The sequence below is a fragment of the Lewinella sp. LCG006 genome (assembly GCF_040784935.1).
Classification (GTDB): Bacteria; Bacteroidota; Bacteroidia; order Chitinophagales; family Saprospiraceae; genus Lewinella.
Genome location: NZ_CP160680.1, coordinates 6,191,617 through 6,208,906, shown reverse-complemented (window position 1 = coordinate 6,208,906; position 17,290 = coordinate 6,191,617). Strand labels below are relative to the sequence as shown.

Sequence of the window (17,290 nt, the reverse complement as noted above, 5' to 3'; positions counted from 1 at the left end):
TAGCCACTAAAACGGAAAGCCCAAACCGAAATTGAAGCCAAAGTCGTTGGTGTCGATGTTTCGGAAGTCGTTCCACCAAGCGGATTCAGGAGCTTTGGTTTCTCGGAAGGAAGGAAAGTTGTTGCGCAGTTTTGCACCTACATCAAAACGAAAGATAAAGTAGGAAAGGTCTACCCGTAGGCCCATGCCTCCCGCAATAGCAAGCTGCTTGTAAAAAGGATAGAACCATTGGCCTTTGTCTTCATTGAAAGTTGTACTGAATTTGAGTTGAGAACCAGGACGCTCTGTATCCTCTTCAAAGGTCCAAACATTGCCTGCATCCAGGAAAATAGCGCCTTTGACACGGAGGAAAATAGGAAACCTGTATTCCATATTCATCTCCAGCTTGAAATCACCTGTTTGGAAAAGTCGGAAATTGTTGACCGCATTATCAGCCAGCGGATCTTGAAAACCGCCGGGCCCCAAGCCACGCGGAGCCCAAGCCCTCATGCTGTTGGCGCCGCCTACAAAATACTGTTTTACGTAAGGTACATCGGAGGTATACCCGCCGAAGGGCGCTGCTGCTCCGATATTGAAACGAGCCACAAAAGCCTGGTCGGTGGTAACTTGTTTTTGGTACCTCAGTTCCAGTTCACTCCTGACGAACTGACTGATAGCGATGTCATTGCCAATTTTGAACTCTTTGTTTTTGTTGGACAGCTCGTTGTAAAGCTGGTTGATGCCATACACTTCGGCACCTGCGATCTCGATATTGGCGTTCAGGTATCCTGTCCGACCACGCAAGGTCGTTTTGGTACGACGTGTGAATTCAAAATTCCGAAACAGTAAACTGACGAATACTTGCTGTCCAAAGCTGCGTTCCAGGAAGCCATTTTCTTTCAATTGGAGCTCAAAAAGTGGATCTGTATTGGGATTCAAAAAGTTGATCGCAAAATGATCAATAGAGTAGCGCTCAAAGCGGGAAGGCTGCACTTCGTAACCATAGGACAAATTCAACAGGTCATAACTGTACCAGTTGAAAATGAGCAGGTATTCGTAGCCCGCGCCGATATGAGTAGTTGCCTTGTTTCGTAGCGTCCGGTAGAAATTCCGACCTACGAGTCGTTTGTCTTTAAAAGTAGGAATACGGTAAAATAGCCGCCAAAGGCCAAGGTAATCAACAAACTGTGGGAGACTCAAATCAAAATCAGCCCTCAGGTCAACGGTGTTCCAAAAATCTTCACCACCAATACGTTGGGGAGCCACTTCCACCCCAGCAGAGAGGTTGGCACTGAACAGCTCCGCTCCGCCCAGCAGATTGCGATGGATGACGCCGGGATTGAGGGATACACCAATCAGGTTATTGTTGAGGGTGTTGGATCGGTTGGTGTAGTTGAGCTCCAAAGCGGTATTGACCTCAAATAAAAAATTGGGCGTCAATTGGATGCTCAGATTGATGACCTCCTTATCAAAGGGGTCAGGCTCTTGTTTGATGCGCACAAACCTGAAGATGCCCAGTTCACTTAACTGGTCGTTGGTTTGGTCGTAATTTTCCTGACTAAAAAGCTCCCCTGGTCTTAAATTAATGGCTTTTCGCAGGGTAGCGGAGTTGACGATAAAGCCTCTTTCCGTCAGGAAAAAATGCAAGCCGGCAATGGTGGTATCGCTAACAATGTTGTTTTTGTCGATACTATAATCCTGATAAACCTCAATCTCGCCAATGTAGAATTGTTGATGGAGAGAGTCGCCAAAAGGAGGATAAACGGTGATGTAAACATTGGCTTTTTCTTTCACTTGGAAAGTGTCCAACTCCAGTTCGCCTATCTGGGTCTGATAGAATTCGGCGAAACCGTTATTTCTCATGTAGGTAGTTATCCTGGTTTTTTCCAGCGCAAACCTGCCCAAATCCAGGGGTTCACCACTTTTAAAGTAAGACGCTTCCTGGCTGAGTTGCAAGAAACTATTTACTTTAGGATCGGGACTGTAGTAGTTTACGGTATCAATCGTGTATTGAGGACCAGGCAGGGCGTAATAACTCACCCTCATCTTCTTTTTGCGAGGAGAACGTTGCGGGATGACTTGTGCTTGCAGATAGCCCTTGTAATGTAAGTAAGTCTGCATGTCCTGTGCAGTGAGGGTCGTGAGGCTATCATTGTAAATAGTGGGAGGCTCGCCAATGGTTTCTCGCTTGAAACGTTTCCATCCAGTGGTATCCTCCGGACCGATATTGTTGAGGTAAGCATACTCCCGGGGGAAGACAAAGAAGAAGTTGGAATTGACCCTTTGGCGATAAAAGGTAGATAGTTCATAAGCCAGATCACCGCGCCCCTCCATCTTTTGTTTAATAATCACCTGGTTTTTGTCCAGGAGGTACTCCTCTTGTTCCAAAAACTTGGTACTATTACAGCTGGAGCAGCAAACCAGTAGCAGGATAACTGGAATTGCGTATTTTACCGCCCAAATTGCGATTTTCGGCATGGCCTTATCTAAAAATACCATCAAGACATTAACAGCTTTACACCGGAAGAAATTTCGACAAAAGTATAACAATTTTATTGCGGAAGGCGATAAGATCGTCGGGGAATTAATTCGGCAACGCCACTATCCCGTTCAAGAGGTTTTTGCTTTGCCAGCATGGCTTGAAGTAAACGAACCTCTTTTGCAGGAAAACAGCATTCCTTTCTCGACTATCAACGATGCAGAGTTGCGACTTATTTCTCAATTGACCAGCCCTAATCAAGTGCTGGCGGTAGTAGGCCAGCCTCTTGAGGAAAAAACAGTTGATTGGTCGGATAACTGGAGTTTGTACCTTGATGGCTTGCAAGATCCCGGCAATGTGGGGACCATCTTACGGATTGCCGACTGGTTTGCAATTCCCCGTGTGATCGCAGGCCCGGGAACGGTAGAGTTGTTTAACGCGAAAGTATTACAAGCTACCATGGGCGCTTTTTTACGGGTACAATGGATAACGCAAAGCTTGTCTGCTATTCGATCAAATCATCCTACCTTACCCATTTGGGCCGCGGACATGGCCGGAGAAGATATTTTTAAGCTAGAGGCTCCTAAAGCCGGTATCTTGGTTATTGGTAACGAAGGCCAGGGTGTGAGCGAGCAAGTCAAAGCGATGGTAGACCAACAAGTGGCCATTATCGCCCCCCATGGAAGCGGCGCAGAGTCGTTGAATGCTGGTGTAGCTACGGGGATACTTTGCGCTGCATTGCGGAGGGGGAGAGCGTAAAATGGGCTTCAGCCCGTTTAGCTAGAAGATTTTAATGATCGTTAAGCGAGATCGGATTAATGGAGAGTAAAGGTGTAGGACGGAGTGGGATTTGTTTTGGGGTAACATCACTTGGTTCAGCGTTGATAAAGTAGTACATTGGCCATGCAACTAAATAATGCTAATGCTAGAAATTGTCCCTGAGATTGTACTAGATGATTTTTTGAAACAAGTTGATTTCGAACCAGTTAAGGTTTTAGAAGAAAAACTTGAGGAGGTTCTTCCTGTGGATTATTTCCAATTTTATAATTCTGTTTCTACTGTCTATTCATCAAAGATAGAGGGGGATACTATTGACTACGATAGTTACTTTAAGCATAAATTCCTGAAAGTCAAGTATCAACCAGATTACACCAAGAAAGCTGATGATCTATTTGAAGCTTACGAATTTGCCCAAAGTAACGCACTGACAGAGGAGAATGTGATGAAGGCTCATAGCATTATGAGTAAAAACTTACTTCCAAAAAATCAAAGGGGGCGAATTAGAAATAATCCGATGTTTGTTATCAATGAGGATGATAGAATTGAATATGTAGCAGCATCCCCTGATAAAGTTCACATTGAGTCAGCAAAATTATTCAGAGATATCCAAACTCTACTTAGTAGAGACCTCTCTTCAGTTGAGGTTTTTTACTTTGCCGCAATGATTCATCTCGTTTTTGTGAAAGTTCACCCATTGCAGGATGGAAATGGAAGAACAGCGAGGTTAGTGGAAAAATGGTTTTTACAAGAGAAGTTGGGAGAAAAGGCAAGCGCTGTAGAACTAGAAAAGAATTACTATGTTAATCGCAAAATGTACTACGATAATATTCGGATGCTAGGATTGGATTATGAGACTTTGAAGTACGAGCATAGCTTGGCATTTTGCTTGATGACGGTTAGAAGTTTGAGGAGGCGAAGAAGTTAGAATAATTGATAAGCATGAAAGCGATCAATAAAAAAAGCCACAAAAAACAGCTTCCTGATTTTCGTGGCTTGTGTGGGACATAGCAGACTCGAACTGCTGACTTCCACGTTGTCGACGTGGCACTCTGAACCAACTGAGTTAATGTCCCTTTTTTGAGTGGGCCAAATGTAGAATTTTTTCTTTTATCTAACAAGTATCCCGCCAACAATTTTCTTTGACCGAGATTATCCTGAAAAAAGAAATCCGTAAATCCGAGGCTATTCCTTACTTTTGGACAAAACCCATGCCTATGCCAATTTTTGCAGCCGATGTTGCCGGTACAGAAAAGCTCAAGTCGATACGCCTCGGAGCGGTAGATGAAGGAGCGAAACCTGCCGACACTAAAAAATTCTTCGAGCGTTATCACAAAGATTTTATTCAGTCTTTCTCTATGGCGCGTACCCATTTCAGAGATGAGGCTACCAGTGATTGGAATGCTTTTGTGACCACAGGTAAGACGGACTATGTCAGTAGTTGGCAAGCCTTTTTGAGGAGGGCAGGTTTTTTGCCTTTTCACCAGGAAAACGGCATTTTTGGTTATGTGACCTTGGCGGGTACTCGGCTGTTTCAGGAATATGTTCGTACCATTGAAGGCATTGAAGAAATTGGGGTTCCTGATGGTATCGTAGGTGGTAAAACGCGATTTCACGCTCATCGTTGGGACCAGGAAGGGAAGGTGTGTCACTGGTGGCGCGGCGAGAACCCTCCACCAACGCAAGAATACCAGATGTGGATGGATCTTCTGCATAAAGCAAAGGCTCATTATCAGGCCCAGCCTCACCCCGTTGTCAAAGCCGTTAGCGAACGTCAAATTACGGGAGATACCCTCAAAGTCGATGACTGGCAGTGGAAGCCAGAGGATGTGCACCTGGTCGGTATTCGCCGCAACCAGGAGCAAAGAGATTTTACGCGCGGCAATGATGATCTCTTCCTTTTGTTGATCCGTGGGCTGGTCTTTAAGTTTTATGGTTCTACCGATCCTCGCCCAAAGGGAGCCCGAACCGATGAAGCTTATTTGGTGGAAGGGCAGCACAAATACCGTATGGCCTGGCATAAAATTGGCGACATCAAGAAGGTGTACAAAGCACTAAAACCTTACTCGGGTGCTGGCGTGATGGTGTTTCGCGACAAAGACGGTGATGATGATTTCGACGAGGAGGATATCAAATTTGGCATCCAGGGACCGAACAACACCATCAATATTCACTGGACGGGATCGGGCATTAGCAACTACAGCCAGGGATGTCAGGTGATTGCTGGTTCCAGCTATCTGAATTCTGATGAGCAATTGATCGATTGTTCGGCCTTTGCCTCACCGCTCTACGAAGGACTTTCTCAAGGCCGAACCCGTGGTGCTTACAATGTGCTTACCGATTTGGTCTTGGCCTACACACCTTTGGATGTTGATACGGTTTGGTATACCCTGGGCCGTGATGAGGTACTAGATCTTCATCCGGATTTGGGTGCAAATTGGTCGGCAATGATGGTGAAAAACATGGAGGTGTAATTTATGAAGGCAAGCTTACACGCGTTTCCTGTCACCCGCACAGCACATTATGCGACCTTGGGAGAACCGGGCCCTCAGGTAAAAAAACTATGGCTGGTAACCCACGGCTATGGCCAACTGGCGAAGACCTTTGTCAACCGTTTTACGGGGATCATGGACGATGAAACGTTGGTGATTGCACCAGAAGGGCTTTCTCGGTTTTATTGGGGAGGCTTCGACGGACCAGTAGTGGCTTCATGGATGACCCGTGAAGATCGACTTGATGAAATTGCCGATTTTTGTAATATGCTGGATCAGCTGTATGCACATTACGTGTCCAAATGCCATCCTGATGTTGAAATCATTCTGCTTGGTTTCAGTCAGGGAACGGCGACCCTTGTCCGCTGGATCATGAGCTCTTTTCCTAAGTTTGATTATCTCATGCTTTGGGCTGGACAACTGCCGGAAGATCTCGACTATGCGCCCCACCTGGAATATTTCAAAACCAAGAAATTGTATTTCGCTTACGGGGACGAGGACCCCTTCATCAGCCCTGAAAGAAAGCTGTTGATGGACCAAATTCTGCTTGAAAGCAAATTGTCTTTTCAGCCGGTTCCCTACGCTGGGGAGCATAAGGTAGACCGCAAAGCACTCAAGTCTTGGTGGACCCATACTCATCCCAAATCCTAATGAAAGTAGCTGTCTTTAGTTTCCACGAATTTGAACGCACTTTTCTTGATGCAGCAAATGCGGGAAAGCACGAATTGAAATACATTGAAAGTTCCCTTTCTACTCATACGGCCATCCTGGCGCATGATTGTGGGGTAGTTAGTATTTTTACGAATGATGATGCTTCTGCCGAAGTCTTGGACTTGCTTCACCAACAAGGAGTGCGGTATCTGGCACTCCGTTCTGCCGGTTTCAATCACGTTGATCTGGAAAAAGCTAAAGCCTTAGGAATGAAAGTAGCTCGGGTACCGGCCTATTCTCCTTACGCGATTGCTGAACATACTGTAGCCTTGATGCTGGCGCTCAACCGGAAACTGATCCGGGCCAATCAACGGGTACGCGACATGAATTTTTCGCTCAATGGCCTCACGGGTTTTGACATGAATGGCAAAACAGTGGGCGTAATTGGCACTGGAAAAATTGGCCAAATTTTGATCAAAATCCTCCACGGTTTCGGTTGCCAAATTTTAGCCATGGACCTGGAAGAACAGCAGGATTTGAAATCAAAATACCAGGTTGAATATACTTCTGTAGAGAACTTGTGTCGCCAATCCGACATCATTAGTCTGCAGGTTCCCCTCAATGAACATACCCGCTATCTGATTAATGAACAGACCATCGCCGTGATGAAACCAGGAGTGATGCTGATCAATACCAGTCGGGGGGCATTGGTGGACACCAAAGCGGTAATTCATGGACTTAAATCGCGGCACATTGGCACCTTCGGGATGGATGTCTACGAAGAGGAGGATGGCTTGTTTTTTGAAGATCATTCTGGTGATATTCTTCAAGACGATACCATCGCTCGTTTGATGACTTTTCCCAATGTCTTAATCACCGCTCACCAGGCTTTTCTAACCGATACGGCCTTGGGCAATATCGCAGATACAACCCTGGAAAACATCAATGCCTTTGCAAACCAGCAAACCAGCGGCAACGAGCTATAAGCGAACTTCCTCTTCGTAATCCACATCCAGGGTATAAGGAAATCCCGCAATTTTCATCTTGACGGTACCCTTGTAATGGACATCCACTTTTTTATTGAGTACGGCATTGATTATTCCACCCAAAGCTCCATTGCGGTCATTTTCATAGATATCTTTGGGAGAGACGGTGACCGTGAGCGGTATGCTAAATTCCGCGCCAGCGGGCACAGGAATGGCTAGATCCTGGTTGATTTTACCAGCAGCGACATCATTGATTATGACCTCAATATCCGTTGCAGTCACTTCGCCACCCATAGCATTTGGGTTGTGAAACAAAGCATTGGCCGTGATCGTAATATTTTTGGAGGAAACATTGGAGGACTTGATATTGCTAAAGCTTTTGAAAATGGGTTGTTGAGGAGCACTACACCCAAAAATGACACTTGTTAGCAGCAATAAAGTGAAATTTCTTAAAGTCATGAGGTAAGAATGTTCGCGGATAAACTAGTCTAATAACAAAAGTGCAGAAATGTAAGCTAATGACGCTAACAAAACCACAGAAGTACCTGTAAAAATTATAATTTTGTCAAATACTCCCTAACGTCCTATGATCGTACCCAAAAGCAACTTCTTCCCTGCCGCACTTTTTTTTCGCAGCATCTGTTGGCTGCTTATCCTCATCAGTACCTTCCATACCTTAGGTGCTCAACCTACTGCGGTGCTTAGCAATCCGAGCAATTGCGGCCTCAATATTCCACTTACGGACTTCAATTGCCCGGAAAATGTGAATTTTTATAATCCTGATGTTTTTGAAATAGAGGTCGTCAATGCACCTGGTACCCTATTAGGGGTGGATGTGTTTTTGCAAGAAATCAGATTATTGGTAGAGCATACCTGGGTCAGTGACATGAATTTTGCTTTGCGTTCTCCAAGCGGGCAAGTGGTGCAATTGTTTGGAAATATTGGTGGAAACGGCGATAATTTTGGAGATACCAGCCTGGTCGCCTGTACGGGAGCTATGGTCCTACGTCTAGGGGCCTGTTCTTCCATCAAACAAGGAGAAGCTCCTTTCGTAGATGGCCCGTACCGGGCAATGCAGGATTTTTACGCCTTCAATGACCTGACCACCAACCCCAATGGCACTTGGGAGCTGCTGATCTGCGATGACCTTGATGATGATACGGGGGTATTGCAGTATGTAGAACTTGTATTTGCTCCTTTGTCTTGCCTTCCTATTCAAGATGTTATTTTATTGAGCCAAGACACGACGAGTGCCACTTTTACTTATCAGCCGACATCACTATGTGGGCCGGCCATTGTTGAAGTTGGTCCTCCCGGCTTCATTCCCGGGACAGATGAAAACCCTGGCCAGGGGCAGGTCTTTACAGTAGCTTGTCCACCCTTTACCTTGACGGGGCTTGCAGAAGATACCGATTACGATATTTACTTGCGGCGTTCCTGTGATGGAGGTGCAGCATTTTCCGACAATTCCTGTGTAAGTGCTTTTCAAACAGGCTGTAATCCTGCACCTGTTACTGCGGTAGAAACATTTGACGGAACCACGAATTGCGCACCTTTATGTGGCAGTGTTTGCTCGCTTAATAGCAGTTGGAGGAATGTGCCTGGCGATAATTTCGATTGGTTATCTTTTTCCGGTGCTACACCTACACTCGGTACTGGGCCAAACGATGATATTACGGGTGGTGGTAAGTACCTCTACATCGAAGCCAATGGTACACAGTGCCCAGCTGGTGGAGTAGCCTATTTGCAAAGCCCCTGCTTGATATTAGATAAGATGGGATCAGATAGCTGCCATGTTTCCTTTAGTTATCACATGTCTGGGATCAACATTGGCACTTTACGAATGTCTGCATCTGATGATGGTGGGTTTTCCTGGACCGAACTGTGGCATTTGTCTGGCAAGCAGGATACTTCCTGGCAACGCGCCTATGTAAGCCTTGCTGACTATCCTGATGGTACAAATCTGCAATTACGCTTGGAGGCCACGAAAGGGAATGGCATATTTGGAGATATTGCGATAGATCAAATTCAGATTCACGGGAGCCAGGTGCTGGATTTTCCGTCTAATCTCCTCTATGTGGATGCTGATGCTGATGGTTATGGTAAAGAGGGGATCCCCATTTACAGTTGTCTTGATGAAGCTCCAGCAGGCTATGCTTTCAATAACCTCGATTGTAATGACAACAACCCAGATGCTTATCCCGGTGCCCCGGAAATCCCCTGCAATGGCATAGATGAGAATTGTAATGCCGGTATGGTGGATGATGACAGTATTTTGCCAGTGCCAGCGGTGATTAGTGATACGGTGTGTTCTGGCGTTCTTCCTACGATATCCGCCCTTGCTGACCCTGATTTTCAAGTGCTTTGGTACGAAACACCCGATCGCAGTGAAGGCTTTGTATGGGTGGGGAATGAATATCGCCCTGTTTTACCAGCTAATACCACGGCCTTCCCTCAAGTCTATACCTATTACGCCGAGGTAACCAACTTTGTGTGTACTACCCCAGTGCTTGGCGAGGCAACAGTAACGGTATTGCCAGTGCCAGAAGGAGAGGTCGTTAACCAACCCGCAACTTGCCCAGGCGAAGCTTTTGACTTAGCAAGCGCCGATATTGTAGACAATAGATTCACAGGGGCTACGCTTAGTTTTCACTCGGCGAGTCCTGCAAATGGAGGAAATGAGTTGCCTTCTACGGTGGTCTCCATCGCAGAAACGACTACCTATACGTACTTGCTCACGAGTCAGGACAACTGTACCGATGAAGGTCAGGTAACATTATCATTAAGGGAAGCACCTCAGATCAATTTTTCTCCAGCCGACTCTTTTTCGCTTTGTCTGCAACAAAGAGATACTGTTTTTGCGACCGTTACTGGAGGAGAAGCACCTTATACTTTCTTGTGGGAAAATGGCCGTACAACGCCGAATCTTCCAGTAATGGCTGCCACGATTGCCGGTACTTTGGAGACTTATCCTCTGAGGGTGACGGATGCTGCAGGGTGTTTTGTCATGGATACTTTGCTATTACGCACAACCAATAGCATTGATTCGCTGCGCGCTTTTACCACCCCCGTATCGACTTGTGAAGGGGCTGATGGAAGCATCACGATTGTTCCATTGAATGGATTGCCTCCTTTTTCCTACCAATGGGAAGACGAAACAGGTGGCAGCGGAAGTGGAATGAATGTAATGGACAGTATAAAAATCATCAACCTGCCTCAAAATGCTTACCGGGTAACGATCACCGACAATTCTGCTGATGGCTGCGAGGTTTTGCTCCGGAATTTGAGGATTCAAGGACCTGGTTTTCAATTGGCAGAAACCAGCCTGACCGCGCCCACTTGTGCTGGATTTGACGATGGTGAAATCTGTTTAGATGTTACCGGAAGCGGGACGATTACGTACAATTGGTCGGATGGGCAGGATACGCCTTGCGCGAGTAATCTCGCCGCTGGTGAGTACAGTGTGACGATCTCCAATGGCGAATGTACCACCGTAGAGTCTTACCTTTTAGAAGCACCGGATAGCCTGCAATTATCGGTCATAGCTACGAGCCCTTCTTGTGCGGATGCTACGGATGGAAATTTGCAGATAAGTGCTTACGGAGGGACTGCTAATTACACCTATCTCTGGGACAATGGCTTCATTATTCCTCAACGGATCAACCTTGGGCTTGGGAATTATCTCGTGACGGTTACCGATAGCAAAGGTTGTGTATTGCTGGATAGTATTGAACTTTTAGGGCCTGCACCCGTAGCGATAACGATGGATAGTCTGGAACATGTTTCTTGCCCGGGGCTTAATGACGGATTGGTGATATTGTCTGGAGAAGGAGGCACGTCGCCCTATCAATTCCTTTGGGCCAACGGCAGCACTTCTCCCTTACGGATAGGATTGACCGTAGGCACTTATTCGGTAACGATGACCGATTTTCAAGGCTGTACCACCTCTATGGCTGTAGCTATCTCAGAACCTGATCCCCTTAGTTTAAGTTTGCAAAGCATGGAACAGCCCGTTTGTCGGGGCGATGAAACGGGGAGCCTGACGCTGGCCGTCGTGGGTGGTCAAGCACCCTATCAATACCTTTGGAGCGATGGCCTAATGACGACAAATCCTGCAAGAGAAAATCTTCCCGTTGGCGCATACGAGGTGGTTGTGCAGGATGCTAATGCGTGCTTGAGTGATACCTTGTCTATCGTCCTCGATCCTGCATCTGATCTTACGCTCAACGCTGTACTTACCTCACCTGCCTGTGTGGGCTTGAGCAATGGCACCATTCAAGTCAATGCTGGTGGGCAAATGCCCCATCTTTATAATTGGTCAAATGGCGCTTCTACGGCGACGCTAAACAATCTCCCTGTAGGTGATTATTCCCTGACGGTTACAGATGACCGCGGATGTATAGCAGATACGACGTTTAGTTTGACGGCAGATCAGGTATTTACCATCAATTCAACGGTTATTCAACCCTCCTGTTTTGGGGTGAATGATGGGATTATCGATCAAACCCTCATTGAACAAGGGCAACCTCCTTTTCAGTTTTTCTGGGCTTTTAACAACACCAATCACGTCGATCAGATGTTCTTGGGGCCAGGCAATTACCAGTTCAGCGTGACGGATGCCTTGGGCTGTCGTTTCGTTTCTGATACCTTCCAGCTCGCCTATCCAGCGCCTTTAACCTTGGCCGTTGTAGACAGCGTGGGTATCGCCTGCACTGGAGATGATAATGGCTTCCTGGAGACGGCGGCCAGTGGTGGTACAGCTCCTTATAATTATAATTGGTTAGGAACCGGTAATACGACCAACAGCATTGCTAATTTAAGTGCCGGAGACTACCTACTGTCCGTGACCGATGCCCGTGGTTGTGAGCTGGATACGGTGCTTAGTCTGAGCGACCCACCGGCCTTGATGGTAGGAGCAAGTCTTGAGTTGGGCAACGTGTGTGATCCTGAGGCTATTGATGTATTGTCCAGCCAGGTGCTTGGTGGAAGTCAACCTTATGATTATAATTGGTCTGATCGTTCCGATAGCCCAAGTATTGTCAACCCTGAACCGGGGGATTATTTTCTAACCATCACCGACGGCAATGGTTGTGTTAGCATTTTTGGGACGATCAAAGTCAGAGATCGGGTGGAGCCGCTGGTGTTGGATAGCTTTGTTGTGCAGCAAGTGAGTTGCTTTCAAGGCAACGATGCCCAATTGACGGCCTACACCAGTGGTGGCTCTGAGATGCTGCGTTATCATTTCACACCTACTTACATTGCGCACAGCGATAGCAATGTAGTGAGCGTAAGTGGCCTGAGTTTTGATAATTATTACAGCGTCACCGTCACTGATATTGCAACTGGCTGTGAAGTGCAATCAGGCAACGTTCCCGGGCAACAACCTACACCTATTTCCATTGAACGCGATAGCTTTTCAGTCGTCAACTGCTTTGGCGGTGCTGATGGCAGTATTTACGTGTCGGTAGAAGGCGGAACGGGCCCGTACAGCTATTTGTGGACCAATGAGGAAGGTACTACGGTCAGTACACAAGAAGATCATCGTTTTGCCCAAGCTGGTTTTTATGAGCTGTTGGTGACTGATACGAAAGGTTGTACGGCCATTTATCGAGATTCTAATGTTGTATCTATCAATGATTTGATTATTTTATCGGATACTTTAATTAATTCGGTGACTTGCAGGGGAGGGACCAATGGCGCTATCAATGTAGAAGTCAGTGGGGGAGTGCCGCCATTTAGTTACGAATGGTCAAACAATGCACAGACAGAAGACATCATGGGATTGGCCGCCGGCATCTACACCCTCACCGTCACGGATAGCGACACCTGTAGAGCTATTTTCCCAGGTCTGCGCGTACGTCAGCCCTTGACGGAACTACTTCTGGATGGAACATCGGAAGATGTCTCCTGCTTTGGTTTCAATGATGGCTCCATCACCTCAATCGCTACGGGAGGAGACGAGCCCTATAGCTATCGTTGGCGGCGCAATGGCATCCTCGTCCCTACGCTTCAGGGGCCGGTTTTGGAGAACTTAATCCCCGCCGAGTACCAGCTGAGTCTTACCGATTCTAATGGCTGTGTCCGCCAGTTACTCTTTGATATTACATCACCACCTCCACTGGAAGTGATGATTCTGAATGAGCCCTTGGGGGCAGATAGCTTGACGGCACTGGTGGAAGGTGGTGTCCCACCCTACAGCTACCTCTGGTCGAATAGCGACACCACCATGACCATCAATGGCCTGGCGTCGGCCTTCTATGAGGTGATGCTCACCGATAGTGAAGGCTGTACCAGTACGGCCACTTTCCTTCTGACGGGCGTGAGCGATAAGTCCGCAAATTTCTCTAACCTTTTTCAGGTCTATCCTAACCCCACCAGCGGAGCTTTGCGGATTGTCTACACCGGAGAACAACGCTCTGCTACTCCGACCTTGGAGCTCTTCAACCCCTTGGGGCAATTGATACAGTCCTTCCAGCTGGACTTTACCGATCGTAGTTTTGAAATCGACTTGGGTACGCTGCCCTCCGGCCGTTATGCCCTCCGTATTTGGGAGGAACAGGCCGGGCGGTATTGGGTACAGTGGGTGGTGAAGATGTAGAGGCGATTCTGATTGCAAGCGCAGTAAAGGGATATGTGGCGATTCCATCACCACTAGGAGTAAAGGGTAGAGGGACTTTAATATTGCAAGTGGAAAAACGGCTCAGGTAACTTTCGATCATCGGATTTTTTAACTGAGGTTGGCAATTGATTTGTAAATGTTGACTATAGTTGCTTTGACTTTTACATAAAAAAATAGAATGAAGTTACATGAATCAGATGATAGCTTTGAAGATATTCTTAGTAGTATGAATCTTTCAAAGCTTGTGAATGCTCTAAATTCTTTACCTCTGCAAATAAAGCATAAAAGAGAGATTGATAGAATAAAGAGGAAATCTAAAAAACTTGGTATCAATGTTTATACAGAAAATTATCAAGGTAATGGACACAGGGAAATCTTCTCCGAATTATTAAGTGTTTTACAAGATTACTATGATCTGAACAACAAAGTAGAACTATTTAGAAAGAATAAAGAAAAGCAAAATTTCACTACCACACTTACAATAAAGAGAAGAGACAAAAGCTATTCTTCACAAGAATTGATCATTAAATTATGGCTTGACAGGTTTGAATTAATCTTGTTAAGAGATAGAGAAGAATTTTCAACAAGATTAATGGGGGGTAAACACAGAATTGCAATTGAAGACGTAATAATTTCTTCAGAAAAGAACAGTGTAATACCTGACGGTGATGTTTCTAAAACTGGTCGCTCTTATTACATGGAAAAGACCTCAAATCATGGTTTTTATGAAATAGATTTGAGGAGTAAAATGATTGTAACTTTTGGGTTAGGAGGGACTCGCTCAAATCAAATTTGGTCCAATGGCAAATTTTCCGTTTACCTTGAAGAAGAGATAGATAATTAAGGACACCCAAATTGTTTTTCTGGATGAAATTAATCAAGATAAGACAAGAATAATCTAATATCAACTACCCCTATTTCGGCGTTGGTTGTGCCTACGTCAGAGTATTCATATAATTCTGTTTTGCGTGTATTTCTACAGACTCGTCGCTAGCTACGTTGTTTACTACCATTCTTGCCCCAACCTTCCTACCGCCGCTGCTCCCACCAATCCGTAGCACCCGTGCTGGGCATTTCTAGTTGACTGTGCTGTTCCAGCCAGAGGGCTTTGCTGAGAGCGGCAGCTACGCGTGCTTCTTCCTGCATAGCTTCTTCCAGCATTGCTGGTTGGTAGTATTTCTTGACAAAATTGGTGTCGAAGTTGCCTGAGCGGAAGGCTTCGTGCTGGCAGACAAATTTCCCGAACGGAAGGGTGGTGGCCACGCCTTCAATTTCGTAGTCTTCGATAGCGGCGATCATCATGCGTATAGCGGCTTCGCGGGTTTCACCGTAAGTGATCAGTTTGGCCAGCATGGGGTCGTAGTAAATGGGGATGCTCATGCCTTCGGTGAAGCCATCATCCACGCGGATACCCTCGCCTGATGGCGGACGGTAGCGGTGTAGCTTACCTACGCTGGGGAGGAAGTTGTTCAGCGGGTCTTCGGCGTACACGCGCAACTCTAGTGCATGTCCCGTGATCTTTAGATCTTCTTGGGTAAAAGGGAGGGCCTCGCCGCGTGCGATCCGAATTTGCATTTCTACCAGGTCAACGCCGGAAATCAACTCAGACACGGGGTGCTCGACCTGAAGGCGGGTGTTCATCTCCAGGAAATAGAAGTTGTGCTTGTCGTCGATCAAAAACTCTACGGTACCTGCGCCCAGGTAATCACAAGATTTGGCGACCTGAACCGCCGCGGCGCCCATGCGTGCCCGTAGTTCCGGACTGAGAACACTTGAAGGCGCTTCTTCCACTACCTTCTGGTGACGCCGCTGAATGCTGCATTCCCGCTCGAAAAGGTGGACTACATTTCCGTGGCTATCGGCCAAAACCTGGATTTCAATGTGGCGTGGTGAAGTCACAAATTTCTCAATGAAGACCGCACCGTCGCCAAAAGCCGAAAGCGCTTCGCTAACCGCACGATCCATCTGTTCTTCAAATTCTTCAACGTTTTCAACCATCCGCATTCCCTTGCCACCCCCACCAGCCGAGGCCTTGATCAGGATCGGGAAGCCAATCTCTACAGCTACCTTTTTAGCTTCCGCTACATCGGTAATGGCGTGATCGACACCAGGAACCATGGGTACATCAAAATCCTTGACGGTGTCTTTGGCTGCCAGCTTGTCGCCCATCACTTCGATGGCGTGCGACTTAGGACCGATAAAGGTGATCCCCGCTTTTTCTACGGCTTGCGCAAACTTGGAGTTTTCACTGAGAAAGCCATAACCGGGGTGAATACCATCAACACCCAATTTCAGTGCCTCCTCTATGATCTTATCTCCCAAAAGGTAAGACTGATTGGAAGGGGGAGGCCCCAGGCAAACCGCTTCGTCGGCAAACTGCACGTGTGGAGAGGTACGGTCGGCCTCTGAATAAACCGCTACGGTAGCGATACCCATTTTGCGGGCTGAACGCATGACTCTTAAGGCAATTTCTCCACGGTTAGCAACTAAAATCTTTTGCATGGGGCTTGGTTTATTGGTTTGAGGTGGTTGATTGTTGATGGTTGCAAGTTAGGGTACTAATCCTTCCACTTTTCCAACCCTTACACTTTTACACTTTTCCAACCCTTACACCCTACTTCCGACTTTGAAGAAGGAGTCGCTTTGGGTTTTTACGAGCTACGAGTAAAGGTAAGTAAGCGAAAAGCAAAATCTAAATTTTTACTCACCTCTTGATAAATTTTGTACGGTTCGCTACAAAACAGATGAGAAAAAGAAAAGTGCAAGCTAAACTGATTAAGTAAGCTTGATAGCTACACCTGGAGGTAAAAACGGACGAGCATCACCGCCACCCTTGATGATTTCTCGGACGATGGTAGAACTGATGTGCGAGAATGCTGGCTGGCTGATGAAAAAGACGGTTTCAATGCCTTGCCCAACAATGTTGTTGAGCTGAGAGATGGTCTTTTCGTAGTCAAAGTCAGAAGCGTTGCGCAGGCCACGGAGGAGGAAGTCGGCACCAATTTTATTGCAATAATGGGCGGTTAAACCATCAAAAGTAGCTACTTCGACTTTGGGGTAATCCGCAAAAACTTCTTCCAACCAAGCCACTCGTTGTTCAAGAGAGAAGAGGTATTTTTTTTGAGAATTGACCCCAATTGCGATGACAATCTTATCAAAAAGAGGCATAGCTCGCTGGACGATATCAAAATGTCCAGTGGTGATGGGGTCGAAGGAGCCCGGGAAAACGGCAATTTTAGTCATCAACTAATTTTTGTACTACTTTCTACTCAAATGAGCGTCCACAAAATCAACAAAACCTGGAAAA

General features: G+C 46.5%; 11 protein-coding genes and 1 tRNA gene. 7 read left to right on the top strand and 5 right to left on the bottom strand.

Going from position 1 to position 17,290, the window contains the following annotated elements; all coding sequences use genetic code 11:
- Nucleotides 1-6: 6 nt before the first annotated feature.
- Nucleotides 7-2,478, bottom strand: a complete 2,472-nt coding sequence (locus tag AB0L18_RS22515; RefSeq protein WP_367393178.1) for a BamA/TamA family outer membrane protein — start codon at nucleotides 2,476-2,478, stop codon at nucleotides 7-9.
- Here AB0L18_RS22515 and AB0L18_RS22510 point away from each other — a divergent pair.
- Entirely contained in the window at nucleotides 2,456-3,217 is a 762-nt protein-coding gene (locus AB0L18_RS22510; protein WP_367389578.1) for a TrmH family RNA methyltransferase, read from the top strand. The genes AB0L18_RS22515 and AB0L18_RS22510 overlap by 23 nt on opposite strands.
- A gap of 163 nt (nucleotides 3,218-3,380) precedes the next feature.
- Nucleotides 3,381-4,163 (top strand): Fic family protein, encoded by a 783-nt coding sequence (locus AB0L18_RS22505; RefSeq protein WP_367389577.1) that lies wholly within the window; start codon nucleotides 3,381-3,383, stop codon nucleotides 4,161-4,163.
- 73 nt (nucleotides 4,164-4,236) lie between these two features.
- Here the strand turns inward: AB0L18_RS22505 and AB0L18_RS22500 are convergent.
- Nucleotides 4,237-4,311: transfer RNA gene (locus AB0L18_RS22500), tRNA-Val, on the bottom strand.
- A 141-nt stretch (nucleotides 4,312-4,452) separates the two neighbouring features.
- On the opposite strand from AB0L18_RS22500, the gene AB0L18_RS22495 reads away from it, so the two are divergent.
- Genes AB0L18_RS22495 through AB0L18_RS22485 form a run of 3 tightly spaced genes read left to right on the top strand, consistent with a single transcriptional unit; the run spans nucleotide 4,453 to nucleotide 7,364 of the window.
- Nucleotides 4,453-5,709 (top strand): peptidoglycan-binding protein, encoded by a 1,257-nt coding sequence (locus AB0L18_RS22495; RefSeq protein ID WP_367389576.1) that lies wholly within the window; start codon nucleotides 4,453-4,455, stop codon nucleotides 5,707-5,709.
- A 3-nt stretch (nucleotides 5,710-5,712) separates the two neighbouring features.
- Nucleotides 5,713-6,378 carry an alpha/beta hydrolase gene (locus AB0L18_RS22490; protein WP_367389575.1) on the top strand — a complete coding sequence of 222 codons (666 nt, stop codon included), beginning with the start codon at nucleotides 5,713-5,715 and terminating at the stop codon, nucleotides 6,376-6,378.
- A complete protein-coding gene (locus tag AB0L18_RS22485) occupies nucleotides 6,378-7,364 on the top strand; it encodes a 2-hydroxyacid dehydrogenase (RefSeq protein WP_367389574.1) in 987 nt (328 codons plus the stop codon). The genes AB0L18_RS22490 and AB0L18_RS22485 overlap by 1 nt, the downstream gene beginning before the upstream one ends.
- On the opposite strand, the gene AB0L18_RS22480 is transcribed toward AB0L18_RS22485, so the two are convergent.
- Nucleotides 7,359-7,823 carry a hypothetical protein gene (locus AB0L18_RS22480; protein WP_367389573.1) on the bottom strand — a complete coding sequence of 155 codons (465 nt, stop codon included), beginning with the start codon at nucleotides 7,821-7,823 and terminating at the stop codon, nucleotides 7,359-7,361. The genes AB0L18_RS22485 and AB0L18_RS22480 overlap by 6 nt on opposite strands.
- Before the next feature lie 127 nt (nucleotides 7,824-7,950).
- Between AB0L18_RS22480 and AB0L18_RS22475 the strand changes: the two genes are divergently transcribed.
- Together AB0L18_RS22475 and AB0L18_RS22470 are read left to right on the top strand one after the other, a co-directional pair.
- Nucleotides 7,951-13,962, top strand: coding sequence for a T9SS type A sorting domain-containing protein (locus tag AB0L18_RS22475; protein WP_367389572.1), 6,012 nt, complete (start codon nucleotides 7,951-7,953; stop codon nucleotides 13,960-13,962).
- 199 nt (nucleotides 13,963-14,161) lie between these two features.
- The gene (locus AB0L18_RS22470; RefSeq protein WP_367389571.1) at nucleotides 14,162-14,827 is read left to right on the top strand and encodes a hypothetical protein; all 666 of its coding nucleotides are present in this window, start codon (nucleotides 14,162-14,164) and stop codon (nucleotides 14,825-14,827) included.
- Between the two features lie 185 nt (nucleotides 14,828-15,012).
- Here the strand turns inward: AB0L18_RS22470 and accC are convergent, their stop codons facing one another.
- Both accC and coaD read right to left on the bottom strand, forming a co-directional pair.
- The gene (gene accC / locus AB0L18_RS22465; RefSeq protein WP_367389570.1) at nucleotides 15,013-16,485 is read right to left on the bottom strand and encodes an acetyl-CoA carboxylase biotin carboxylase subunit; all 1,473 of its coding nucleotides are present in this window, start codon (nucleotides 16,483-16,485) and stop codon (nucleotides 15,013-15,015) included.
- Between the two features lie 273 nt (nucleotides 16,486-16,758).
- Nucleotides 16,759-17,226, bottom strand: coding sequence for a pantetheine-phosphate adenylyltransferase (gene coaD / locus AB0L18_RS22460; protein WP_367389569.1), 468 nt, complete (start codon nucleotides 17,224-17,226; stop codon nucleotides 16,759-16,761).
- Nucleotides 17,227-17,290 lie beyond the last annotated feature (64 nt).